The sequence below is a fragment of the Pseudomonas sp. FR229a genome (assembly GCF_030209115.1).
GTDB classification, from domain to species: domain Bacteria; phylum Pseudomonadota; class Gammaproteobacteria; order Pseudomonadales; family Pseudomonadaceae; genus Aquipseudomonas; species Aquipseudomonas moraviensis_A.
This window is the reverse complement of the sequence record NZ_JARVSP010000008.1, coordinates 29,985-53,406: the sequence shown is the minus strand read 5'-3', so window position 1 is coordinate 53,406 and position 23,422 is coordinate 29,985. Positions and strand designations below refer to the sequence as shown.

At 60.9% G+C, this 23,422-nt stretch carries 22 protein-coding genes; 9 read left to right on the top strand and 13 right to left on the bottom strand.

Going from position 1 to position 23,422, the window contains the following annotated elements; translation table 11 throughout:
- Window positions 1-207: 207 nt before the first annotated feature.
- The 4 genes from gltP to QRN33_RS06835 all read right to left on the bottom strand — a co-directional run bounded on the left by gltP (window position 208) and on the right by QRN33_RS06835 (window position 3,247).
- Window positions 208-1,539, bottom strand: a complete 1,332-nt coding sequence (gene gltP, locus QRN33_RS06850; RefSeq protein WP_227973379.1) for a glutamate/aspartate:proton symporter GltP — start codon at window positions 1,537-1,539, stop codon at window positions 208-210.
- A 716-nt stretch (window positions 1,540-2,255) separates the two neighbouring features.
- Window positions 2,256-2,720 carry an inhibitor of vertebrate lysozyme family protein gene (locus QRN33_RS06845; RefSeq protein ID WP_285407704.1) on the bottom strand — a complete coding sequence of 155 codons (465 nt, stop codon included), beginning with the start codon at window positions 2,718-2,720 and terminating at the stop codon, window positions 2,256-2,258.
- Between the two features lie 2 nt (window positions 2,721-2,722).
- Entirely contained in the window at window positions 2,723-2,887 is a 165-nt protein-coding gene (locus QRN33_RS06840; protein ID WP_003177151.1) for a DUF1328 domain-containing protein, read from the bottom strand.
- A 75-nt stretch (window positions 2,888-2,962) separates the two neighbouring features.
- Window positions 2,963-3,247 carry a hypothetical protein gene (locus QRN33_RS06835; protein WP_039757148.1) on the bottom strand — a complete coding sequence of 95 codons (285 nt, stop codon included), beginning with the start codon at window positions 3,245-3,247 and terminating at the stop codon, window positions 2,963-2,965.
- 428 nt (window positions 3,248-3,675) lie between these two features.
- Here QRN33_RS06835 and algB point away from each other — a divergent pair, with 428 nt between their 5' ends.
- Window positions 3,676-5,022: a sigma-54-dependent response regulator transcription factor AlgB gene (algB, locus tag QRN33_RS06830; RefSeq protein WP_039757147.1), complete on the top strand. Its 1,347-nt coding sequence runs from the start codon at window positions 3,676-3,678 to the stop codon at window positions 5,020-5,022.
- Between the two features lie 10 nt (window positions 5,023-5,032).
- Entirely contained in the window at window positions 5,033-6,823 is a 1,791-nt protein-coding gene (locus QRN33_RS06825; RefSeq protein WP_042608287.1) for an ATP-binding protein, read from the top strand.
- On the opposite strand, the gene QRN33_RS06820 is transcribed toward QRN33_RS06825, so the two are convergent.
- The 7 genes from QRN33_RS06820 to QRN33_RS06790 all read right to left on the bottom strand — a co-directional run bounded on the left by QRN33_RS06820 (window position 6,820) and on the right by QRN33_RS06790 (window position 14,089).
- Window positions 6,820-8,433: an EAL domain-containing protein gene (locus QRN33_RS06820; protein ID WP_285407700.1), complete on the bottom strand. Its 1,614-nt coding sequence runs from the start codon at window positions 8,431-8,433 to the stop codon at window positions 6,820-6,822. The genes QRN33_RS06825 and QRN33_RS06820 overlap by 4 nt on opposite strands.
- A gap of 75 nt (window positions 8,434-8,508) precedes the next feature.
- Window positions 8,509-9,291 (bottom strand): N-acetylmuramoyl-L-alanine amidase, encoded by a 783-nt coding sequence (locus tag QRN33_RS06815; RefSeq protein WP_285407698.1) that lies wholly within the window; start codon window positions 9,289-9,291, stop codon window positions 8,509-8,511.
- Between the two features lie 101 nt (window positions 9,292-9,392).
- The gene (locus QRN33_RS06810) at window positions 9,393-11,411 is read right to left on the bottom strand and encodes a diguanylate cyclase (protein WP_285407696.1); all 2,019 of its coding nucleotides are present in this window, start codon (window positions 11,409-11,411) and stop codon (window positions 9,393-9,395) included.
- A complete protein-coding gene (locus tag QRN33_RS06805; protein WP_024014985.1) occupies window positions 11,408-12,286 on the bottom strand; it encodes an endonuclease/exonuclease/phosphatase family protein in 879 nt (292 codons plus the stop codon). The genes QRN33_RS06810 and QRN33_RS06805 overlap by 4 nt, the downstream gene beginning before the upstream one ends.
- A 14-nt stretch (window positions 12,287-12,300) precedes the next feature.
- Window positions 12,301-12,942, bottom strand: coding sequence for a thiol:disulfide interchange protein DsbA/DsbL (locus QRN33_RS06800; protein ID WP_042608291.1), 642 nt, complete (start codon window positions 12,940-12,942; stop codon window positions 12,301-12,303).
- Between the two features lie 199 nt (window positions 12,943-13,141).
- On the bottom strand, window positions 13,142-13,753 hold the full coding sequence (locus QRN33_RS06795; protein WP_285407692.1) for a c-type cytochrome: 612 nt from the start codon (window positions 13,751-13,753) through the stop codon (window positions 13,142-13,144).
- Between the two features lie 30 nt (window positions 13,754-13,783).
- Complete coding sequence (locus QRN33_RS06790) at window positions 13,784-14,089, bottom strand: c-type cytochrome (protein WP_039757140.1); 306 nt, start codon at window positions 14,087-14,089, stop codon at window positions 13,784-13,786.
- 191 nt (window positions 14,090-14,280) lie between these two features.
- Here QRN33_RS06790 and yihA point away from each other — a divergent pair, with 191 nt between their 5' ends.
- Window positions 14,281-14,922: a ribosome biogenesis GTP-binding protein YihA/YsxC gene (gene yihA / locus QRN33_RS06785; RefSeq protein WP_123417616.1), complete on the top strand. Its 642-nt coding sequence runs from the start codon at window positions 14,281-14,283 to the stop codon at window positions 14,920-14,922.
- Window positions 14,923-15,340: 418 nt separating this feature from the next.
- Here the strand turns inward: yihA and polA are convergent, their stop codons facing one another.
- A complete protein-coding gene (gene polA, locus QRN33_RS06780; RefSeq protein WP_285407689.1) occupies window positions 15,341-18,145 on the bottom strand; it encodes a DNA polymerase I in 2,805 nt (934 codons plus the stop codon).
- Window positions 18,146-18,219: 74 nt separating this feature from the next.
- On the opposite strand from polA, the gene QRN33_RS06775 reads away from it, so the two are divergent.
- Window positions 18,220-18,510, top strand: coding sequence for a DUF2782 domain-containing protein (locus QRN33_RS06775; protein WP_042608295.1), 291 nt, complete (start codon window positions 18,220-18,222; stop codon window positions 18,508-18,510).
- Between the two features lie 53 nt (window positions 18,511-18,563).
- On the top strand, window positions 18,564-19,517 hold the full coding sequence (locus QRN33_RS06770) for a homoserine kinase (protein ID WP_285407686.1): 954 nt from the start codon (window positions 18,564-18,566) through the stop codon (window positions 19,515-19,517).
- A gap of 90 nt (window positions 19,518-19,607) precedes the next feature.
- Here QRN33_RS06770 and QRN33_RS06765 read toward each other — a convergent pair whose 3' ends face one another.
- Window positions 19,608-20,528 carry a zinc ABC transporter substrate-binding protein gene (locus tag QRN33_RS06765; RefSeq protein WP_285407684.1) on the bottom strand — a complete coding sequence of 307 codons (921 nt, stop codon included), beginning with the start codon at window positions 20,526-20,528 and terminating at the stop codon, window positions 19,608-19,610.
- 66 nt (window positions 20,529-20,594) lie between these two features.
- Between QRN33_RS06765 and QRN33_RS06760 the strand changes: the two genes are divergently transcribed.
- The 4 genes from QRN33_RS06760 to QRN33_RS06745 are packed head-to-tail and all read left to right on the top strand — an operon-like array spanning window position 20,595 to window position 23,394.
- Window positions 20,595-21,077 (top strand): Fur family transcriptional regulator, encoded by a 483-nt coding sequence (locus tag QRN33_RS06760; protein WP_042608298.1) that lies wholly within the window; start codon window positions 20,595-20,597, stop codon window positions 21,075-21,077.
- A complete protein-coding gene (gene znuC, locus QRN33_RS06755) occupies window positions 21,077-21,862 on the top strand; it encodes a zinc ABC transporter ATP-binding protein ZnuC (protein ID WP_101159662.1) in 786 nt (261 codons plus the stop codon). The genes QRN33_RS06760 and znuC overlap by 1 nt, the downstream gene beginning before the upstream one ends.
- Window positions 21,855-22,643 (top strand): zinc ABC transporter permease subunit ZnuB, encoded by a 789-nt coding sequence (gene znuB / locus QRN33_RS06750; protein WP_016772340.1) that lies wholly within the window; start codon window positions 21,855-21,857, stop codon window positions 22,641-22,643. Before znuC ends, znuB begins: the two co-directional genes overlap by 8 nt.
- A 37-nt stretch (window positions 22,644-22,680) precedes the next feature.
- The gene (locus QRN33_RS06745; protein ID WP_042608299.1) at window positions 22,681-23,394 is read left to right on the top strand and encodes a PA5502 family lipoprotein; all 714 of its coding nucleotides are present in this window, start codon (window positions 22,681-22,683) and stop codon (window positions 23,392-23,394) included.
- Window positions 23,395-23,422: the final 28 nt, after the last annotated feature.

Sequence of the window (23,422 nt, the reverse complement as noted above, 5' to 3'; positions counted from 1 at the left end):
TCCCCCGAAGAATGCGGCGAATGATAGCGGGGTCGCCAGAAACGACAAACCCCGGATTGCTCCGGGGTTTGTCTGGATCGGCAAGCGCCTGTCTATGGGCTGGCATTGATCCCCTGTAGGAGCTGCCGGAGGCTGCGATCTTTGGACTTTGTTTTCAAAGCAAGATCAAAAGATCGCAGCCTTCGGCAGCTCCTACAGGGTTTTGTATTACGGCTTGGAGATCTCGCCAGTTGGCAGTTTTTCCTTGCTGCGCCAGTGCGGCAGGGAGTTCCAGTAGCGCTCGCCCTTGGCGTCGTCGTACATGCCTTCCCAGCGCGCGATAACCAGCACCGCCAGGGCATTACCGATCACGTTCAGTGCGGTACGCGCCATGTCCATGATGCGGTCGACACCGGCGATGAACGCCAGGCCTTCCAGCGGAATGCCGACGCTGCCCAGCGTCGCCAGCAGCACCACGAAGGACACGCCCGGTACGCCGGCGATGCCTTTGGAGGTGACCATCAGGGTCAGCACCAGCAGCAGTTGCTGGCTGATCGACAGGTCGATGCCGTACAACTGGGCAATGAAGATCGCCGCGATCGACTGGTACAGGGTCGAGCCGTCGAGGTTGAACGAGTAACCGGTCGGCACCACGAAGCTGCAGATGGCTTTCGGCGCGCCGTAGGCTTCCATCTTCTCGATCACCCGTGGCAGCACGGTTTCCGAGGAAGCGGTGGAGTAGGCCAGCACCAGCTCATCCTTGAAGATGCGCATCAGCTTGAGCACCGAGAAGCCAAACAGCTTGGCGATCAGGCCCAGCACCACGAAGGCGAAGAAGGCGATGGCGACGTAAACCAGGATCACCAGTTTCGCCAGCGGCAGCAGCGAGGCGAAGCCGAAGTTGGCGACAGTCACCGCGATCAGGGCGAACACGCCGATAGGGGCGTAGTTCATGATCATGTGGGTGACTTTGAACATGCTTTCCGAGACGCCCTGGAACATCTTCACCAGCGGCTCGCGCAGGTCCGACTGCAGGCTCGACAGGCCGAGACCGAAGAGGACGGAGAAGAAGATGATCGGCAGCATTTCGCCGCGGGCCATGGCTGCGAAGATGTTCGACGGGATCAGGTTGAGGATGGTCTCGATGAACGCATGTTCATGCTGCACTTCAGCGGCGGTCGCCTGGTACTTCGAGATATCGACCGTGCCCAGGGTGCTCATGTCGATGCCGGTGCCCGGGTGGAACACGTTGGCCAGCACCAGACCGACCACGATGGCGATGGTGGTGACGATTTCGAAATAGATGATGGTCTTCAGGCCGATACGCCCGAGCTTCTTGGCGTCGCCCACGCCGGCGATGCCGACGATCAGAGAAGAAATGACGATCGGGATGACGATCATCTTGATCAGACGGATAAAGATATCGCCTGCCGGTTGCAGGACGTTGCTGATCCACCAGGCCTTCTCGGCGCTGAAGTGGTTGAGCAACGCACCCAGTGCAATCCCCAGAACCAGACCTATCAGGATCTGCCAGGCGAGGCTGATTTTTGCCTTCTTCATTATCTTTACCCTTACTTGCGTTTGACTCAGGCACATGCAGGAACTGGAACGCTCATCAGCGGAAAAGTCTGTGCATCTGCCTCCGTATAAGGTGCCCCGAAGTGCGTATTTACGGCTCTTCGGCAGGCGAAAAAAGGCGCAACTATTCCGATGCAAGGTGGCGCCGTCTAATGCCGTAAACGCCTACCCTATGCCGAATCGGCATGAGCTTTTTCAATTGAAACTGGCGTCCCAAGCGGTTCGATTGTGACATTTCAGCCGGCATAAGTGCCGTGAACCGGCCATTACAGCGTAGGCTGGTTAAATTTCGCACAGCGAGAATCGGCGGAATTTTCCGGAAAAATTCTGAATTGAAAGCCTATAAGTCACACGAATCGAGCGCGATCTTTGTCGATATACGGTCGTCAGGAAACACCGCGAAATGTTTTCCCGCGCAGTGTCGGCGATTCGAAGAAGGGGATTAGCGTGCTGGATCAATGATTTGGCTGATTCAAAGCCCAGCGCAGATTCGTCAGACCATCGGGTCGACGAACCTGCGGCGCAGCTTTTACCCTGACCCGGCCCTTGCGCAGGTACTCCCTGTACCCGTAGGTCACTCCGACCCTGTAGCAGTCAGAACGTCCCGGCCCCCTGGTCATGCACCGGCCCTCATCGGGTGGCGCAATGGAAAGCAGCGGGGCGCTGCTTTCGTGTTCAAGAATCCTGTGCGTCCTGCATCAGTACCACTTCGGATCTTTCTTCAGGGTTTCCATCAGCAGATCCTGCATGCCCTGATCAGGTTTGCCGAAGAAGCGATACGTCGCGTGTCGCGTTGGCGACTTGTCCTGCGGCAGACCTTCCGGGACATCGACCAGCATGGCGTAGGCGTCATCCTTGTCGAAGCTGAAGGCAACGATCAAACGGTGATTCAGGCATTTGTCCTGACTCTCGCAGAGCGGCCCGACCAGATACTTGTCGCCATCTTCCGTAACGGCATTCATCTGTTGCTCAGAGGTTCCGGACAGGCTGATCACCCACTCCGGTACGCGCTCTTCCTTTTTGATCACACCTTCCCAGGTTTCGCGATACTGCTCGTCGGAAGCGAGCAGTTCGTTGACCCGGGCCTGGCCGTCATTGGCCGCCATGGCCATGGCACTGCCGCCCAGAAGCAGGGCGGCGGCCAATGTCTTGAGACCGATCATCGTTAACCTCGGCCGCGACGGCCAAAGAAGAAGGAAGCGATGAACATCACCAGGAACACGACAAAGAGAATCTTGGCGATACCCGTGGCGGTGCCCGCGATACCACCGAAGCCCAGTACGGCGGCGATGATGGCAATGATCAAGAATGTAATTGCCCAGCTCAACATGGTGATTCTCCTTACTTCTCTATTTAGGGGTGTTTGCGGTTTCCGACGCTCAGGCGCCCGAATCTGTTCAACGACTTAGAAAACCCAGCGCTCTTCCCGTGGCAGTTGGTCCAGCGGTTGCGCCTGGTCTACATCGATCATGTGCATCGAAGCGTTTTCGGCCTGGCTGCTGCTCACGGCACTGAAGTGCTTTTGAGTGCTGTGCTGCATCGAAATCAGTGGCTCGGGTTTGCGGCTGTTTTCCCAGCTCATGTATTGCTGGCAGACGATCAGGGTGATCAACAACGCCAGTACGCCGAACAGACCTTGCTGGATCTGCAGTGGCGAGATACGTACTTGGGCGGCAGTTGGGCGAGTCATCCTGTGTTCCTCACGCTTGTTCGGTTGGGGCAGTGCTGATCTGCCCGGGCTGAGTGAGGTATTGCAGCCTGCATGCCAGTTTTTTGTTGTCTGAAAATATCAATAAAAACAATGGCTTACGTACGCTTGAGAAATTTCCTGCGACGCATCCTGCACGATGGCTCTTCTGCGGTCGTGCGCAATGCACGATTATTTCGTGGGAAATTTCGATGATATGGAATTGCTACCGGTACGCAGATGTCAGAAGAGGACGCAGGATCTGCCCTGCAAATCGCTGGCTGTTTTAAAACTCAACGAAATCAATGAATTGGCCGTTATGGCAGTAGAGAGCTACCCTCCTATGGCTGGTATCGTTCAGAATCAACCATGCAACTTGCCCGATTTTTCCGGGACTAACCCAAGACTAATCACTATGGAGCGTAGGAAAAATGGAATCTGCCACTGAGCAACAAGGCCGCATTCTGCTGGTGGACGATGAATCCGCCATCCTGCGTACGTTTCGTTATTGCCTCGAAGACGAAGGCTATACAGTCGCCACGGCCAACAGCGCGGCGCAAGCCGAGGCTTTGCTGCAACGCCAGGTCTTCGACCTGTGCTTCCTCGATTTGCGCCTGGGCGAGGACAACGGTCTCGACGTCCTCGCGCAAATGCGCATTCAGGCGCCTTGGATGCGCGTGGTGATCGTCACCGCGCATTCGGCGGTCGACACCGCCGTTGATGCCATCCAGGCCGGCGCCGCCGACTATCTGGTCAAACCGTGCAGCCCCGACCAACTACGTCTGGCCACCGCCAAGCAACTGGAGGTGCGCCAGCTGTCGGCGCGTCTTGAAGCCCTCGAAGGCGAGATCCGTAAACCGAAAGACGGCCTCGATTCCCATAGCCCGGCGATGAAGGTCGTACTGGAGACAGCCCGCCAGGTCGCGAGCACTGACGCCAACATTCTTATCCTCGGCGAATCCGGCACTGGTAAAGGTGAACTGGCCCGTGCAATCCACGGCTGGAGCAAGCGCGAGAAGAAGTCCTGCGTAACCATCAACTGTCCGTCGCTGACTGCCGAGCTGATGGAAAGCGAGCTGTTCGGCCATAGCCGTGGCGCCTTCACCGGGGCCAGCGAAAGTACGCTCGGTCGGGTTAACCAGGCTGACGGTGGCACGCTGTTTCTCGACGAGATCGGCGACTTTCCACTGACGTTGCAACCCAAGTTGCTGCGCTTCATCCAGGACAAGGAATACGAGCGGGTCGGCGACCCGGTGACTCGCCGTGCCGATGTGCGCATTCTCGCCGCGACCAACCTGAACCTCGAAGACATGGTCCGCGACGGTCGCTTCCGCGAGGATCTGCTCTATCGCCTCAACGTCATCACCCTGCACCTGCCGCCATTGCGTGAGCGCGCCGAAGACATCCTGACCCTTGCCGATCGCTTCCTCGCACGTTTCGTCAAAGAGTACGCGCGCCCGGCGCGCGGCTTCAGCGATGAGGCGCGCGAAGCGCTGCTCGGTTATCGCTGGCCGGGCAACATTCGCGAGTTGCGCAACGTGGTCGAGCGGGCGAGCATCATCTGCCCGCAGGAACGCGTGGAAATCAGCCACCTGGGCATGGCCGAACAACCAGCCAACAACGCGCCACGGGTCGGTGCGGCGCTGAGCCTGGATGAGCTGGAGAAAGCGCACATCGGGGCGGTTCTGGCCACCGCTGGCACACTGGATCAAGCGGCGAAAACCCTCGGCATCGACGCCTCGACCCTTTATCGCAAACGCAAGCAGTACAACCTGTGAGCACTGCGCGATGAAACTGGCGATCAAGCTGCGCACGCGCCTGTTCCTGAGCATTTCTGCACTGATCACCGTGGCTTTGCTCGGGCTTCTGCTCGGGCTGGTCAGCGTGATGCAGATGGCCGGGTCGCAGGAAGCGCTGGTGCGCAGCAACTTCGTCACCCTGGATCTGGGCCTCAAATTGCGCCAGACCCTCGGCGATCAGTTGATCATCATGCTCGCGGAAAAGCCCGACCCCGTTGCTTTCGAAGCGTCCAAGCAGCATTACTTCCAGTTGCTCGACCAAGGCATCGCCCAGCAGTCGGAGGGTGAAGATCAGCCTTACGGTTTCCGCCAGGCCAAGGCCGATTACCTTAACTTCCTCGACTCCTTCGATGTCAGCGCCGAAGCGGCGAAGGATGCCAGTACCAGCGCGGATTTCCGCGAGCGCTTCAATATCCTGCGCAACGGTTTGATTGCGGAACACAAGCACGCGCTGGACAGTATCAACGAGGTGCAGCACGCCGCCCGCGAACGCGCCTTGCTCATCGCCGGGCTGCTCGGTCTGGTCGGGCTGGCGGTGCTGATCATCGGTTTTGTCACAGCGCAAGGCATTGCCCGCCGCTTTGGCGCGCCGATCGAAGCGCTGGCCAAGGCTGCCGATAACATAGGGCAGGGTAACTATGACGTGACCCTGCCGATTTCCACCGCCATGGAAGTCAACCTGCTGTCGCGGCGCTTCGGCCTGATGGCCGAGGCGTTGCGCGAACACCAGGCGATGAATGTCGACGAGCTGTTGGCCGGTCAGCAACGTCTGCAAGCGGTGCTCGACAGTATCGACGACGGTTTGTTGATGATCGATCGCCAAGGCCAGCTCGAACACCTCAACCCGGTCGCTCAGCGTCAGTTGGGCTGGGAAGATGATCGTCTCGGCCAGGGCTTGGGCACCGCACTCGGTCGCCCGGAGCTGGATGCACAACTGCAACTGGTGCTGCGCGGCGGCACGCTGGAGCGGGCGCCGGAAGATCTGAGTATCGAAGTCGATGGTGAATCGCGCCTTCTGACTTATAGCCTGACGCCGGTCAGCCACACCCAGGGGCATATTCTCGGCGCGGTCATGGTGCTGCACGACGTCACCGAACAACGTGCGTTCGAGCGGGTTCGCAGCGAATTTGTTCTGCGCGCTTCCCATGAATTGCGTACGCCGGTGACGGGCATGCACATGGCTTTCGGGCTGTTTCGTGAGCGGGCCAAGTTTCCGGCGGAGTCGCGCGAGGCTGACCTGCTGGATACGGTCAACGAGGAAATGCAGCGTCTGATGCAGTTGATCAACGACTTGCTCAATTTCTCGCGCTACCAGAACGGCTTGCAGAAACTCACCCTGGCGCCATGTTCCATCGAGGACTTGCTGGAGCAGGCGCAGCTGCGCTTTGCCGAAGCGGCGGCGGCCAAAGGTGTGGCGCTGAACGTCGAGATTCAAGGGCCGTTGCCACGTTTGCAGGCCGATCAGGCGCAACTCGATCGTGTCCTCGACAACCTGATCGACAACGCGCTGCGCCACACTGCACGCGATGGGCAGATCCGTCTGCAGGCGCGTCGTCATGGCGAGCGGGTGATCATCAGCGTCGAAGACAACGGTGAAGGCATTGCCTACGGCCAGCAGGGGCGAATCTTTGAGCCGTTCGTGCAGGTCGGTCGCAAGAAGGGTGGCGCCGGGCTCGGCCTGGCGCTGTGCAAGGAAATCGTCCAGTTACACGGCGGACGCATGGGCGTCTATTCGCGGCCGGGGCAGGGCACCCAGTTCTACATGGCGCTGGCGGTTTAGGCTTCGTCGTCCATACGCCGTCCTGCGAGCCGGCGTCCGCGGGTGATCAGTTCGATGAACTGCACGGCGCTCAGCGCATGGGCGAACAACCAGCCCTGACCGAATTTCACCCCTTCACTGCTGAGCAAGGTCGCCTGGGATTCCAGTTCGATGCCTTCAGCAATCACCTTCAGATCCAGCGCCTGCGCCATGTGAATGATGTGCGGCGCGACGCCGCTGCTCGCCGCGTCATGGCCCAGCGCATCAATGAAGGCCTTGTCGATCTTCAGGCAATCCACTGGCAGGGTCTGCAGGTAGGCGAGGCTGCAGTAGCCAGTGCCGAAGTCGTCGATCAGTACCTGATGGCCAACGTCGCGCAAGGCTTGCAGGTTTTCCCGAGCGACGACCACATCGATCAGGCCGCGCTCGGTGACTTCGAAGGCAATCTGCCGCGCCGCAACACGGTGCAGCGCCAGCAGGCGCGCCATGACCTGGCCGATGCGCGGTACCATGACATCGCACGCCGCGAGGTTCACCGAGATATACAGCTGCGGGTTGGCGCGCAATAACTGGCCCAGTTGTTCGAGCAAACGCTGCAACACGAAGTCGGTCATCTGCCGGATCTGTCCGGTGTTCTCGGCCATCGGAATGAACAGGTCGGGGCTGGTCAGCGTGCCGTCCGGGCGCCGCCAGCGCAGCAGGGCTTCGGCGCCGACGCAGTTGCGGCTGTCGAGGTCGAAGATCGGTTGATACAGCACCTGTAACTCACCCCGACGGATCGCCCCGTGCAACTCGGCATCCAGCGATTGCCGCTGGCGCACCAGCAGGAAGGTCAGAAACCCGACAATGGCCCCGGCAATCAGGCACACCGGCAACAGCCACCACCACACCGCAGGGATATGCACGCCAGTGCGCGGCGTAATCAATACCAGCTGGTATTCCGGATTATCGGTGGGCATGCGATAGATCAACCGCGTTTGCGTCACCTGCAGTGCATCACGACTTTTCGGTGGCCAGGGTTCGGTGGGCGGCCAGACCTGTGCAAAGCCAAGTACCGGGATCGCGCGAGTGCCGTGATCGAGCACCACCAGCAGGCTGCTTCCGGTCGACAGATCGACCATGTCGGTCAAATGCCCGCGCGAGGTGGCGACGCGAAAATTGCCGCGACCGAGCATGAGCGCCGCGCGGTTTTCATCAGGTTCAGTGGTGGTGTTCAGCCAATAACTGTATGTCGGGCCTTGGATGTCAGGAGCACGATCCAGCGACAGGCCTTCCTGACGCGGACGGTTGGAGCAGAACCGCGAGGCGTCCATGTAGGCGGCCTCGTAGACGAAGCGATAGTTGAAAGTGACTTGCTGCAAGGTCGCGATCATTTCTTCGTCGCAGCCGCGCAGGGGCTGGGCTTCGAGATCGTCGAGGCTTTCGCGCAACTGGCCGAACAATTGTTCGAGGCGGGCGAGGAAACGCTCACCCTGCGCGTTCATTTCCTGGCTCTCGCGCAACTCCATCTGCCGCATCGCCGCGAACATACTGCCGGCGATCAGCAGGCTGGCACTGAGGACAGCCGCGATCATCGCCAAAAAACCGGGGCGATAAAACCAGCTACGCAGCGTTTCTCGGGTAGCAGCCATCAAGGAATTTCCGAAGAATTACCATGAGTTATAGCTGCTGATTGCGATTTCGCCCTGACCGTCGGGCGGGCGTCATTATTTTGTCTGGTTGAGCACCAGCAGAAGTGCTGCCGTTTGCGCATCCGGCGTGCCGTCGAAACGGGCAGGGCGGTAGTGCATCTGGAATGCGGCAAGGACGTGGCGGGTGGCTACATCCAGCTCACCGGTCTGCGGGGTGTCGTAGCCCAGCCGGGCGAGTTGCGACTGGAACCAGCCGATGTCCGGCAGTGGACTGCTGTTGAACACCGCTTGCTGACGCGCCACGGCTTGTTCGTTCGGCCATAGGCCCAAGCCCTCATCCGCGAGACGTTTCCACGGGAACAGTGGACCCGGATCGAGCTTGCGCAGAGGCGCTATATCGCTGTGACCGATGATATGCCGGGGACTGATGCCGTTGCGTTGGCTGATGTCCTTGAGCAGGGTGATCAGCGACTGGATTTGCGCTTCGCTGTACGGGTACCACAGGCGCCCGGTCGGGGTGTCCTTGTAGCCGGGATTGACGATTTCAATGCCGATGGAGCTGGAGTTAAGCCAGGTACGGCCCTGCCACTGACTTTCGCCGGCGTGCCAGGCGCGCTGGTTTTCGTCCATCAACTTATAGATCGTGGCGCCCTTGTCATCGCCGATCAGGTAATGGCTGCTGACCTCGCCATGGGTCAGCAACTGCAGCGAACGCTCCAGCGATGCCGAGGTGTAATGCACCACGACGAACTGGATGCGGCTGTCGTAATTGGTCGAAGGATGGCTGGTGTCGTAGCGCGGGCCGCTGGCGCAACCAGCGAGGACGAGCAGCGAGGCAAACAGGGCAAAGAATTTCATGGCAAAGGACGATACGCAAAAGACAATAATGCAACAGTGTAACGTACGGATCTGGCCAGAGTCCGCCAGCGGGCGGATTTAAACAAAATGGAACAATTGCCTCAGCCCAGCTCCACGCGGTTGCGTCCGGCGTTTTTCGCCCGATACAGCGCCTGATCGGCTCTTTTCAGCACCAGATCGCTGTGTTCGCCCACCCTGAAACAAGCCAGCCCCATGGAGATCGTTATGGTCACCCGCTCGCCCTTGAAGTGAAACGGGCAGGCCTCAATCGCCGCACGCAGGGTTTCCAGCAGCTTCGCGCCTGCCGCTGGCGGCGTTGCCGGCAGTAACAGCACGAACTCTTCACCGCCGAAGCGAGCAATGAAATCCGAGCCGCGCAGGCGTTTGCGCAGCACCGTGGCGATGATCTTCAGCACTTTATCGCCGGCCAGGTGGCCGTAGCTGTCGTTGATGCGCTTGAAGTGATCGAGGTCGAGCATGGCCAGACTCAAGGTATTGCCGTGTTGCTGCCACTGCTGGATTTCATGCTCGAGGCGTTCACTCCACGCCGCGCGGTTGGGCAGGCCGGTCAGCGGGTCGATCAGGGCTTTCTGCCGCTGCTCCTCGAGATGTTCGCGGAAACCCAGAGCTTCCTGTTCCATGTGCGCCACGCGCTCCGACAGGCTCTTCAGTCTTGCGGCGACTTCCTGCTCGCGGGCGTCGCGCTGTTTCTGGTGCTGATCCATGGTGCCGAGCAGGCCTTCCAGATGATTCTCCAGCACATGCTTGAGGTCATCGAGGTCGGCTGCTTGCTGGACGCTGCTCTGCAAGCCGTCGACCTGTTCACGGATCTGCGAATCCATGGCCCGCGCCGCCGAGCTGTTGTCGGCATGCCCGTCGCTGGCCGCTTGCAGGTTGCTCTGAAACGCTTCGAGGCGTTCGTTGAGCTGTTGCAGATAGGCTTCGAACTCATGTTGACCGCTGTCGGTAATTGCCAGCATCAAGGTTGCGAGATCGTCGAGGATCGGCAGCAATTCGTACCAGTTCAAGCCGTGCTTCAGCCGTTCGCGCATGGCTTCGGCTTGGGGCCGATGACGCTCGGGCAGGGTCAGGTCGTCGAGCAGGCCGATCAGTGTGTCTTCGATATGCCTGGCCACGGAGCTGTAGGACGGCTCCGGCGAGTCCGGCAAGGCGAAGAGGATGTCGTGTTCCGGCTGATCCGGGTCGATGGCGGCCAGGGCCTGGGCGATCGGCTCGGGCAAAGGCAGGCTGTCGAGAATCAACGCGGACGGATCGCCGGGGTGGCTCAGTTCGTCGGGATTGACTGCCTCGGTGGTGGGCGATTGCGCCGAGGCGCCTGGCGCCGCGGATGCGCCTGGCTCAATCTGCGCTGGTTCGGCTTCAACAGTGACAACAGGCGTCGCGAACGCGACGACTTCCGGTTCGGGCGCGACCTGCACAGGCGTCTCGACGGTCGCGGCGGGAGCCTCAATCGCCGGTTCAGGGTCTGTGACCGCTGCCGTTTGCGTGGGTTGCGGTTCGGGTTGCTGAGCTTCGACCGGCTGCGGCACGGGTGGTGCTGGAATGTCTGCCGCGGGTGCGGTGGTTTCCTCACTCTCGCGACTGCCAAACAGACGCTGCAACAACCCCGGCCGGCCCGGTTCGGCAGGCGTCTCTAGCTGACTCAAGGCCTTGCCCTGCAAGCCACTGAGCTCGCTCAGCAGCAGGGGCATTTCCCGCGCCTGACCGACGCGGCCGTCCAGTTGTTTGGCAAATTTCTTCAGCGGTTGCGCGACTTCTCGCGGCAAAGGGAGGGCCTGCAACTGGGTGACTAGTGCGGTCAGCGCGGTACTGACCTGATCGATGCGGGTTTCGCGGCGTTGCTCGGAATCGAGCACGGCTTTTTCCAGGCGCGGCAGCAGGGCGGCGAGCCCGGCGTCCATGTCATCGGTGCGCACCACTTCGCGCATTTCCTTCATGCACTGATCGACAGCCTTGTCGGTGCCTTCGGCCGCCAGCGTGCTGCGCACCAGCCCGCGCCGCAGCAGGTCGAGTCGCGCGGCCCAGCGGCGTTCGAGCTTGTCCTGCTGTTCGATGCTCTTGAGGTACTTCTCTTTCCAGCGCTGGGCGTCGTCGCTCATTCACAGGTTCCGCGAGGGGCAGGGCTCAACGCGGGCAATGCGTCGGCCGTGAGCGAACCCGGCAGACGAATTTCCACCGCGACCGGCAGGTGATCGGAAATGGGCTGGGCCAGCACCTCGACCTTTTCCAGGGTCAGGGTCGGGCTGAGCAGAATATGATCAAGGCAACGCTGTGGGCGCCAGCTGGGGAAGGTCGCTTCCACCTGCGGGGCCAGCAGGCCGAGATCGCGTAACGGCGAGTGTTCGAGCAGGTCGCTGGCGTGGGTGTTCATGTCACCCATCAGCACCTGATGCTTGTAGCCGCTGATCAAATCACGAATGTAGGCCAGTTGCAGGCTGCGCGTCCGCGCGCCAAGGGCCAGATGCATCATCACCACCACCAGCGCTTCCGGACCTTCGCCGAAGCGCAGCAGGATTGCGCCGCGACCTTTTGGACCGGGCAGCGGGTGATCCTCGATCGCCCACGGCTTCAGGCGACTGAGCACACCATTGCTGTGCTGGGCCAGCCGGCCGAGGTTGCGATTGAGTTGTTGATACCAGTAGGGGAAGGCGCCGAGATGGGCCAGGTGTTCGACCTGATTGACGTAGCCCGAACGCAGGCTGCCGCCATCGGCTTCCTGCAGTGCGACCAGATCGAAGTCGCCGAGCAGGTCACCGATCTTCTGCAGATTGCCGGAACGCCCGGTGTGCGGCAGCAGATGCTGCCAGCTGCGGGTCAGGTAATGCCGATAGCGCTCGGTGCTGATGCCGACCTGAATGTTGAAACTGAGCAAGCGCAGACGCTGGTCTGCGGGCAGGCCCGTAGACGCCAGGTGATGCTCGTTGACCTGCGGATCATGCAGGCCAACGATGCGTTCGGACTTCCAGCGGCGCATGGCGAATGCCGCGCTTAGTTGGCAGCAGCCTTGTTAGCCGCTCGCTCTTTGGCGACCAGATCGTCAGCCAGTTTCAGCGCTTGCTCGGCACCGCCGGCAGAGCCGATGTCGAAGCGGTATTTACCGTTGACGATCATGGTTGGCACGCCGGTGATTTCGTACTTCTTGGCCAGCTCTTTGGCCTTGTTGATCTGACCTTTGATCGCGAACGAGTCGAAGGTGGCGAGGAACTTGTCCTTGTCCACGCCTTGAGTGGCGAGGAAGTCAGCCATGTCGTTCTTGTCGGTGAGCTTCTTGTGTTCTTTCTGAATGGCGTTGAAGACCGCAGCGTGAACCTGGTGCTCGACACCCATCGCTTCGAGGGTCAGGAACATCTGGCCGTGAGCGTCCCACGGTCCGCCGAACATCGCCGGAATGCGCACGAAGTTGACGTCGGACGGCAGTTTTTCAACCCACGGGTTGATGACGGGTTCAAAGGCGTAGCAATGCGGGCAGCCGTACCAGAACAGCTCGACCACTTCGATCTTGCCAGGCACTGCAACCGGGACCGGGTTGGCCAGTTCGACATAAGGGGCGGCAGGGGCTTCAGCGGCCTGGGCGGTGAAGCCGAACAGGCTGGCAGCGACGAGGGCGGCGCTGATGATCAGATTACGCATGCTTTACTCCTGGACAATTTGGGTCGCCTCGCTCGACCTGTTTCGACACAGATCCTGGCGGGCATGAGTGCTGTAGTGTAACGGCAGCGGCCACAAAAAAGGGCGGCCAAAGCCACCCTTTTTATACTTGCTGCGAAGGATTAATCGAGCGTTAACGTGGCAGGCGTTGCGCGCCTCGCTCAACACTCGAACAAGGGCCTCAGTGCAGGCCCTGTATGTAGCTGGAAACCGCAGCGATGTCTTCGTCGCTCAGCTTGCGCGCGATGGTGCGCATGGTCATGGCATCACCGTCATTGGCACGACCGTCGACTTCCTTGCGGAAATCGGTCAGTTGCTTGGCGATGTATTGAGCGTGCTGGCCACCCAGATGCGGGAAGCCTGCGGCGGCGTTGCCGGCGCCATTCGGCGAGTGGCAACCGGTGCAGGCTGGCAGGCCTTTTTCCAGGTTGCCGCCACGGAACAGCGCTTCACCGCGCGCGACGATCTTCGGATCGGCGGCGCCGACGCTGCCTTTCTGGCTGGCGAAGTATGCGGAGATATCGGCCAGATCCTGATCATTCAGGTTGGTCAGCAGCCCGGTCATTTCCAGAACCACGCGTTTGCCCGACTTGATGTCGCGCAATTGCTTGTCGAGGTAGCGTTCACCCTGACCTGCCAGTTTCGGAAAGTTCGGCGCCATGCTGTTGCCGTCCGGGCCATGGCAGGCCCCGCACACGGCGGCTTTGGCCTGGCCTGCTGCGGCATCGCCGGCAGCATGGGCGACGCCTGAAATTCCCACGGTCAACAGCAGACTCACGATCAATTTGTTCATCAGCTAATCCAACTACGGCTAAGGGTTAAGTTATGGACCGGGCTTACTCTCGCTCATCCACAGGATGATGGCCTGGTAATCCTCGGCACTGCAGTCCATGCACAAACCACGCGGCGGCATCGCCTTGAAACCCTGGGTCACGTGTTGCACCAGCGTCCCCATACCTTTCGCCAACCTCGGCGTCCAAGCTTCCTGATCGCCTCTTGCGGGCGCCATGGGTAGTTGGCCGGAATGACAGGCACCACAAACACGGTTGTACACAGCTTCCGGATCCTGTGTAGCCTGTGCGCTGTAAAGCGGCACCAAGACTCCGGCAGCCAGCAGCCATTTCGTCATAAAACGACCTTTTCAGGGTTGAGAGCGTTCTGCGTTCTAATGCGCAATCAAAGTCTGGCGCTCTCGTGAACTTCATCCTTCGCTGGGACAAAGCACACACAAAATCTGCGGCATTATATACTGGCGTCACTGAAACGGAAGCGACACCGCGTTCCGCGCCCATTCCCGGCGCCGCCCACATCGGAAATCCCATGCAACTCAAGAATCCCATCCTCGGCCTGTGCCAACAGTCCACATTCATGCTCAGTGCCGCCAAAGTCGATCAATGCCCTGACGACGAAGGCTTCGAAGTGGCGTTTGCCGGTCGTTCCAACGCTGGCAAATCCAGCGCGCTGAACACCCTGACCCACGCCAGCCTGGCGCGCACCTCGAAAACTCCGGGTCGCACACAGCTGTTGAACTTCTTCAAGCTAGACGATGATCGCCGTCTGGTCGACCTGCCGGGCTACGGTTATGCAAAAGTACCGATCCCGCTCAAGCAACACTGGCAGCGCCACCTCGAGGCTTACCTCGGCGGTCGGGAGAGTTTGAAAGGTCTGATTCTGATGATGGACATCCGCCATCCGATGACCGACTTCGACCTGCTGATGCTCGATTGGGCCGTCGCCGCCGGCATGCCGATGCACATCCTGCTGACCAAGGCCGACAAGCTCACCTACGGCGCAGCCAAGAACACCCTGCTGAAAGTACAGTCGGAAATCCGCAAAGGCTGGGGCGACTCGATCACCATCCAACTGTTCTCCGCGCCAAAACGCATGGGCCTGGAAGAGGCTTACACCGTTCTGGCCGACTGGATGGAACTGGCAGACAAAAACACCGAGGCCGCTGAATAATCCGAGGTATGGAAAATTGGCTGTGGTGCGCTCAGGCAAGGCGGAAGTGCAGCTCGAACGGCCGGGGTCGCGTCCGACTTTGGGGGCCTGAATGAGCATTTCGAGCTGCGCTTCCAACGCAGTCTGAGCGTGCCACAGCCGATTTTTGGGCAAAAAAAGCCCCGGGATTCAGTGGGGAGGGAGAATTCCGGGGTCTAAGTTCCGAACCGCTAGGGCGGGGTTCAGATATCTGCCAACACTTAACACAACATAGGAGCATCGAAGGGCTTCACCAGCCATTCAGTACCTCTGAGTGTTCCACCGGCAGATTAGTTCAGATTTTTTTCAAAAAGCTTTGGAATAGCCTCAAGCATTTATCGGTCTAAGCCGGTTTCGCGGGCTTGCCGCGACGCCGTGTCGCGGCCACGCTGCACCCTGCTCAGTGCGCCTCATCCCAATTGTTGCCGACGCCGACTTCCACCAGCAGCGGCACGTCCAGTTTCGCCGCTTCGCTCATGTGCAGGCGAATCTCGGTGCTGACCTGCTCGACCAGATCCTCGCGAACCTCCAGCACCAGTTCATCGTGCACTTGCAGGATGACCCGGGCATCCAGCCCCGACGTCGCCAGCCAGTTGTCCACGGCGACCATGGCTTTCTTGATGATGTCCGCCGCCGTGCCCTGCATCGGCGCGTTGATCGCCGTGCGTTCTGCGGCGGCGCGTTCCTGCGGCTTGTTCGAGTTGATCTCCGGCAGGTACAGGCGACGACCGAAGAACGTTTCGACGTAGCCCTGATCGGCCGCCTGTGCGCGGGTGCGCTCCATGTACTCGCGAACGCCTGGATAACGGGCGAAGTACGTATCGATGTAGGCCTTGGCCGTCTTGGTGTCGACGCCGATGTCCTTGCCGAGCTTCTGCGCGCCCATGCCATAGATCAGACCGAAGTTGATCGCCTTGGCGCTGCGGCGCTGGTCCGAGGTCACTTGCTCAAGCTCGACCTTGAACACCTCGGCGGCGGTCGCGGTGTGCACGTCGAGGTTGTTGCGGAAGGCGTTCATCAGGCCTTCGTCGCGGGACAGGTGCGCCATGATCCGCAACTCGATTTGCGAGTAGTCCGCCGCCAGCAGTTTGTAGCCCTTCGGCGCGACGAACGCCTGACGAATGCGCCGGCCTTCGGCGGTGCGCACCGGGATGTTCTGCAGGTTCGGATCACTGGAGGACAAGCGACCGGTCGAGGCCACCGCCTGATGATACGAGGTATGAATGCGTCCGGTGCGCGGGTTGATCTGCTCGGGCAGGCGATCGGTGTAAGTGCTTTTCAGCTTGCTCATCGAACGGTGCTCCATCAGCACTTTCGGCAAGCGGTGATCGTCTTCGGCGAGTTTCGCCAGCACTTCTTCAGCGGTGGACGGCTGGCCTTTGGCAGTTTTCTTCAGCACCGGCAGGCCAAGCTTTTCATAGAGGATCACCCCCAGTTGCTTGGGCGAGCCAAGGTTGAATTCTTCCCCGGCAATCTCGAAGGCCTCTCGCTCGAGCGCGACCATTTTGTTGCCCAGCTCGATGCTCTGGATCCCGAGCAGCTCGGCATCGACGAACGCGCCCTGGCGCTCGATGCGCGCCAGCACAGGCACCAGCGGAATCTCGATGTCGGTCAGCACGCTGGCCAGGCTCGGAATCGCGCTTAGCTTCTCGAACAGAGCCTGGTGCAGACGCAGGGTGATGTCGGCATCTTCGGCGGCGTAGGGACCGGCCTGTTCCAGGGCGATCTGGTCGAAGGTCAGTTGCTTGGCACCTTTGCCGGCGATGTCCTGAAAGCTCACCGTGGTGTGGTCGAGGTACTTCTGCGCGAGGCTGTCCATATCGTGACGGGTCGCGGTGGAGTTGAGCACGTACGACTCAAGCATGGTGTCGAAGGCGATGCCGCGCACGCTGATGCCTTCGTTCTGGTCGCCGCCGATGGCGCAGTTGGCCAGAATATTCATGTCGAACTTGGCGTGCTGGCCGACCTTGAGCTTGTTCGGGTCTTCCAGGATCGGCTTGAGTGCGCGCAGCACGGTGTCGCGATCCAGTTGCTCCGGTACGCCGATGTAGGAGTGGGTCAGCGGAATGTAGGCGGCTTCGTTGGCCTGTACGGCGAACGACAGACCGACCAGTTGTGCCCGCTGCGCGTCGATGCCGGTGGTTTCGCTGTCGAAAGCGATCAGCTTGGCGTTGCGCAGTTTTTCCAGCCAGACGTCAAAGCGGGCCTGATCGAGGATGGTTTCGTACGCGGCTTCGGCAGGGGCAGTGGCTGCCTCGGCTTGTGGAGCACTGAACAGATCATGCACGGGCGCAGGTTCGGCAGCCGCACTCAGTTCCAGGCGTTTGGCATCGCGATCGAGGTCGTTGAGCCAGCTCTTGAATTCCAGCAGGGTGTAGAGCTCGTAGAGTCTGGCCGGGTCTTCCTGACCCATCTGCAGATCATCGAGGCCGATATCCAGCGGCACATCGATCTTGATGGTTGCCAGTTGATAGGAGAGGAAAGCCATCTCCTTGTGCTCTTCGAGCTTGGCCACCAGGGTTTTCGCCCCACGAATCGGCAGGGTCGGCACGATGTCGAGGTTGGCGTACAGCTCGGTCAGACCGCCGTTGACGCCGACCAGCAGGCCGGACGCCGTCTTCGGGCCGATGCCCGGCACGCCCGGAATGTTGTCGGAGGAATCGCCCATCAGCGCCAGATAATCGATGATCTGCTCCGGTGCGACGCCAAATTTCTCTTTGACGCCCTCCACATCCATCGAACTACCGGACATGGTATTGACCAAGGTAATGTGGCCGTCGACCAATTGCGCCATGTCCTTGTCACCGGTGGAGATGATCACCGGGCGGTCCGCCGCCGCGCTGCTGCGCGCCAGGGTGCCGATCACGTCGTCGGCCTCGACGCCGTCCACGCACAGCAGCGGGAAGCCGAGGGCGATCACGCTCTGGTGCAGCGGCTCGATCTGCACGCGCATGTCATCGGGCATGCTCGGGCGGTTGGCCTTGTATTCGGCGTACATCTCATCGCGAAATGTCCCGCCCTTGGCGTCGAACACCACGGCGAACGGGCTGTCCGGGTACTGCTTGCGCAGACTCTTGAGCATGTTCAGCACGCCTTTGACCGCACCGGTCGGCAGGCCTTTGGACGTGGTCAGTGGTGGCAGTGCATGAAAGGCGCGGTACAGGTAAGACGAACCGTCCACCAGGACGAGGGGGGCTTGGCTCATGAGCAGGATCAACCTTTTCGGCGGGTCCGGGGCTAGAATAGCGGGACCGTTGACGACAAAGGGACAAGGTTATCATGCGTACGTTAAATCGCTTGCTGCTGGTCGGGTTGATCGCTGTCTCACCACTGGCCGCGATGGCGGCGGATGATGCGCCTGGCGCCGACCCCGACGTCACCATCCGCACGGAGGGCGACAAGACCATTCAGGAGTACCGCCAGAACGGTTTCCTGTATGCGATCAAAGTCACGCCGAAGGGCGCGCCGCCGTATTTTCTGGTGCGCGCCGACGGGACGGATGCCAATTTCATCCGCTCGGATCAGCCGGATATGCTGATCCCGTCATGGAAGATCTTCGAATGGAAGTAGGTTTTTAATTCACCCGGCGCCGCCGTTGCGGCGCCCGTACTGGCAGTTAAGACATGTCTGTGTTCACTCCCCTGGCTCGGCCCGAGCTGGAAACCTTTCTCGCCCCATACGGGCTTGGCCGCCTGCTTGATTTCCAGGGGATCGCCGCCGGCAGCGAAAACACCAACTTCTTTATCAGCCTGGAGCAGGGCGAATTCGTCCTGACCCTGGTCGAGCGCGGTCCGGTGCAGGAGATGCCGTTCTTCATCGACCTGCTCGACGTGCTGCACGAAGCCGACCTGCCGGTGCCGTATGCCCTGCGCACCGGCGACGGCGTGGCGTTGCGTGAACTCAAAGGCAAGCCAGCGCTGCTGCAACCGCGCCTGTCGGGCAAGCACATCAAGGTCGCCAATGCCCAGCATTGCGCCCAGGTCGGCGAATTGCAGGCACATCTGCACCTGGCGACCCAGGGCGAGCGCATGATCAAGCGCAAGACCGATCGCGGTCTGGACTGGATGCTGGAGGAGGGCGGCGAGTTGTTGTCCCACTTGAGCGAAGAGCCGCAGGCCTTGCTGCAAAAGGCGCTGGACGAAATCACCGCGCAGAAGGACAGAATTCTCGCGCTGCCGCGGGCAAACATCCACGCCGATCTGTTCCGCGACAACGCGATGTTCGAAGGCACGCACCTGACCGGGTTGATCGACTTCTACAATGCCTGCTCGGGGCCGATGCTGTACGACGTGGCAATCGCGTTGAACGACTGGTGCTCGGATGAAGCGGGTGTGATCGATGGCCCGCGGGCCCGAGCGTTTCTCGGTGCCTACGCCGCGCTGCGCCCATTCACGGCGGCGGAAGCTGAACTGTGGCCGACGATGCTGCGCGTGGCTTGTGTGCGGTTCTGGCTGTCACGCTTGATCGCCGCCGAGCAGTTCGCCGGGCAGGACGTGTTGATTCACGATCCGCGGGAGTTCGAGCAGCGACTGGCACAGCGGCAGAAGGTCAGCACACCGTTGCCTTTCGCCCTTTAAAAGCTTCGCGAGCAGGCTCACTCCTACAAGGGAATGCATTCCAAATGTAGGAGTGAGCCTGCTCGCGATTGAGGCGAAGCCGAATCAGCCCTAAAGCGATTCCAGGCATCCGGCGAGATCATTGCCGAGTTTTTCCAGCACCTGCTCATAACCCTGAGCCGTCGCCGGGGTGTACCCGCCCAACGCATCCAGTTCCGCCAGCTTCACCGGCAGGCCAGCCACCAGCGTTTCCGCCAGACGCGGACGCAACGGTGGCTCGCTGAATACGCAAGTCTTGCCCACCTCCTGCAAGCGCTTGCGCATCGCCGCCACATGCTGAGCGCCGGGCTGCACTTCAGCCGCGACGGCGAACACCCCGGCGTGCTTCAAGCCGTAAGCGTCTTCGAAATAATCAAACGCCTCGTGAAAGACGAAGTACGGCTTGCCTTCGACATTGGCCAGACGCTTCTTCAAGCGCTGATCCAGCGCACCCAGACGTTCATCGAAGGCTTTGGCGTTGCTCTGATAACGCTGGGCATTGGCCGGGTCGGCGGCGCTGAGATCGGCGGCCATTTTCTCGGCGATCACCCGGGCGTTGACCGGTGACAGCCATAAGTGCGCGTCCAGCGAGCCGGGGCGATGGTCGTGGTCATGCTCATCGGCCTGTTCGGCGTGGGAATGGTTGTCTGCGCCGAAATGGCGCAATTTCAGCCCCGGCAGATCCTGCACCGCGACACTCGGCAGGCTGCGACCGCTGAGCACCCGCGGCAGGAAGCCTTCCATGTCCGGGCCGATCCAGTAAAGCAGATCGACCGACTGCACCTTCCGTACGTCGGATGGGCGCAGGGCGTAATTGTGCGGCGAGGCACCCGGTGGCAACAGCACCTCGGGAATCGCCACGCCGTCCTGCACGGCAGCGGCAATCAACTGCAACGGTTTGATGCTGGTGAGCACTTTGACCTCGGCCTGAGCCTTACCGGTCAGCAGAAAAACGGCAACAAAGGCCACAAAAACAGAAAAAAGTCGGGACACGATGACCACTCAAGGAAGCGAGAACGGGTAACATAATAACGTCTCCAGCAAATCTCGTCGCCGCTCATGCCTATTACACCGATTGCCAGCCGTCCCCACGACCACTCCCATTGCGTGCACAGCGCTTTGTCCGAGGCCGATACCTTGTGCGCGCAAAAAGGTTTGCGTCTGACCGCTCTGCGCCGCCGCGTGCTGGAATTGGTCTGGCAGAGCCACAAGCCACTGGGTGCCTACGACATCCTCGCCGTGCTCAGCGAGCAGGACGGCCGTCGGGCCGCGCCGCCGACCGTGTACCGCGCGCTGGATTTCCTCCTGGAAAACGGCCTGGTTCATCGCATCTCGTCGCTCAACGCCTTCGTCGGCTGCGTGCATCCCGAGCATGCGCATCAGGGTCAGTTCCTGATCTGCCGCGACTGTCACGCCGCTATCGAACTTGAGCAAAAAGTGATCAGCGACGCAATTATCAGCAGCGCCAAAGACGTCGGCTTCATCGTCGAAGCGCAGACGGTCGAAGTGGTCGGCCTGTGCGCCGGTTGCCAGGGGGCCTGATGAGCAATGCGCTGATCCGTCTGGAGCAGGTCGCCGTGACATTTGCCGGGCAGACCGTGCTGGACAACATCGAGCTGAGCGTCGAGCCGGGACAGATCGTCACCCTGATCGGCCCCAACGGTGCCGGCAAGACCACGCTGGTGCGCGCCGTGCTCGGGCTGTTGAAACCGAACAGCGGCAGCGTCTGGCGCAAGCCGAAACTGCGCGTTGGCTACATGCCGCAGAAGCTGCACGTCGATCCGACGCTGCCGCTGTCAGTCCTGCGCTTTCTGCGCCTGGTACCCGGTGTGGATCGCCCGCGTGCCTTGGCGGCATTGAAGGAAGTCGGCGCCGAACACGTGATCGACAGCCCGGTGCAGAGTGTTTCCGGCGGCGAAATGCAGCGCGTGCTGCTGGCTCGGGCCCTGCTGCGTGAGCCTGAGCTGCTGGTGCTCGACGAACCGGTGCAGGGCGTCGACGTGGCTGGGCAGGCCGAGCTGTACAGCCTGATCACCCGTCTGCGCGACCGCCACGGTTGCGGCGTGCTGATGGTGTCCCACGATTTGCATCTGGTGATGAGCACCACCGATCAGGTGGTCTGCCTCAACCGCCACGTCTGCTGCTCCGGGCATCCCGAGCAGGTCAGCGGTGATCCGGCATTCGTCGAGCTGTTCGGCAAGAATGCGCCGAGTCTGGCGATCTATCACCACCATCACGACCACGCCCACGACCTGCACGGTTCGGTGGTCAAAGGCCCGCTGGGCGGGCAACCTCATGTTCATGGAGACGGCTGCAAGCATGGCTGATTTTCTCTTGTATGCCCTGCTTGCAGGTCTGGCGTTGGCGCTGGTAGCCGGACCGCTCGGCTCGTTTGTGGTGTGGCGGCGCATGGCCTATTTCGGCGACACCCTGTCCCACGCCGCGCTGCTCGGCGTGGCACTGGGCTTTCTGCTGGATGTCAGCCCGACTGTAGCGGTGACGGTCGGGTGCCTGCTGCTGGCGGTGCTGCTGGTGACCCTGCAACAGCGCCAGCCACTGGCGTCTGACACGCTGTTGGGAATTCTTGCGCCGAGCACGCTCTCTCTCGGCCTGGTGGTACTAAGCTTCATGCATGAAGTACGGATCGACCTGATGGCTTATCTGTTTGGCGATCTGCTGGCGATCAGTCCGAGCGACCTGGCGTGGATCCTCGGCGGCACCGCGGCGGTGCTGGTGTTGCTGGTGACGCTGTGGCGGCCGCTGCTGGCGGTCACCGTGCACGAAGAACTGGCGCGGGTCGAGGGCCTGCCGGTGGCCGGTCTGCGCTTGGCACTGATGTTGTTGATCGCGGTGGTGATCGCAGTGGCGATGAAAATCGTCGGGGTATTGTTGATCACTTCGCTGCTGATCATTCCGGCCGCTGCGGCACAGCGTCACGCCCGTTCGCCGGAGCAGATGGCCCTGGGCGCGAGCCTGCTGGGCATGCTCGCGGTGTGCGGCGGGCTGGCGTTGTCATGGTTCAAGGACACCCCGGCGGGGCCGTCGATCGTGGTGACGGCGGCCGCGCTGTTTCTGTTGAGTTTTGTTCTGCCCCGTCGTGGGGTGTAGACTTGGCCGCTTTTTGCGCAATTAGAGAGTCGCAGGAATGAAGCCGTTCGCCTCCCGTTATCTGCTCCTTGTCGCATTTTCAGTGCTGCTGGGCGCCTGCCAAAGCACGCCGCCGGTGGCTGAAGTCCCGGATGCGCGGGCTACGGCCATCGCACAGCTGGAGCAAAGCCTGGCCAGCAGCGAACTGGCCACAGCCGAAGACCAGTTGGCCGCGTTGCAGGCCGAAACCCCTAACGATCAATCCCTCGAGCAGTATCAGCGGCAGTTGGCGGAGGCGTACCTGCGCCGCAGCCAGATCGTCCTGCAGAAAGGTGATGTCAACGCTGCGGCCACTGCATTGAGCCGTGCCCGCGCCTTGATGCCCAAGGCGCCCGCGCTGACTGGCGGTGTCAACGGCGCGATCACTGAAGCGCGCAAGGCCGAGCTGGAAAAGGCTGAAGCCGCGCTGCTGGCTGCCGAGGCCCGGCCGAAAGCCAAGGTCATCGACCCCACTGCCGAGAGCACCACGGTTGCGCTGAACATTGGTGATATTCACAAGCTGCAACGCCAACTCGATGCGATTGCCGCCGATGTGGTGAATTATGAGTGCGCCGTCAGCATCCAGGCCCCACGCACTGCGGATTATCCGTGGCTGGCGACCTTGCTGACCAAGCGAGTCAAGAAGCTCGATCCTGACTTTGATTTGCAGATCGAGAAGCAGATCTTGCGCACGGTGCCGGCGCAGATGGTGTTGAGCCCGCGTAAACCCTAAAAAGATCGCAGCCTCCGGCAGCTCCTAC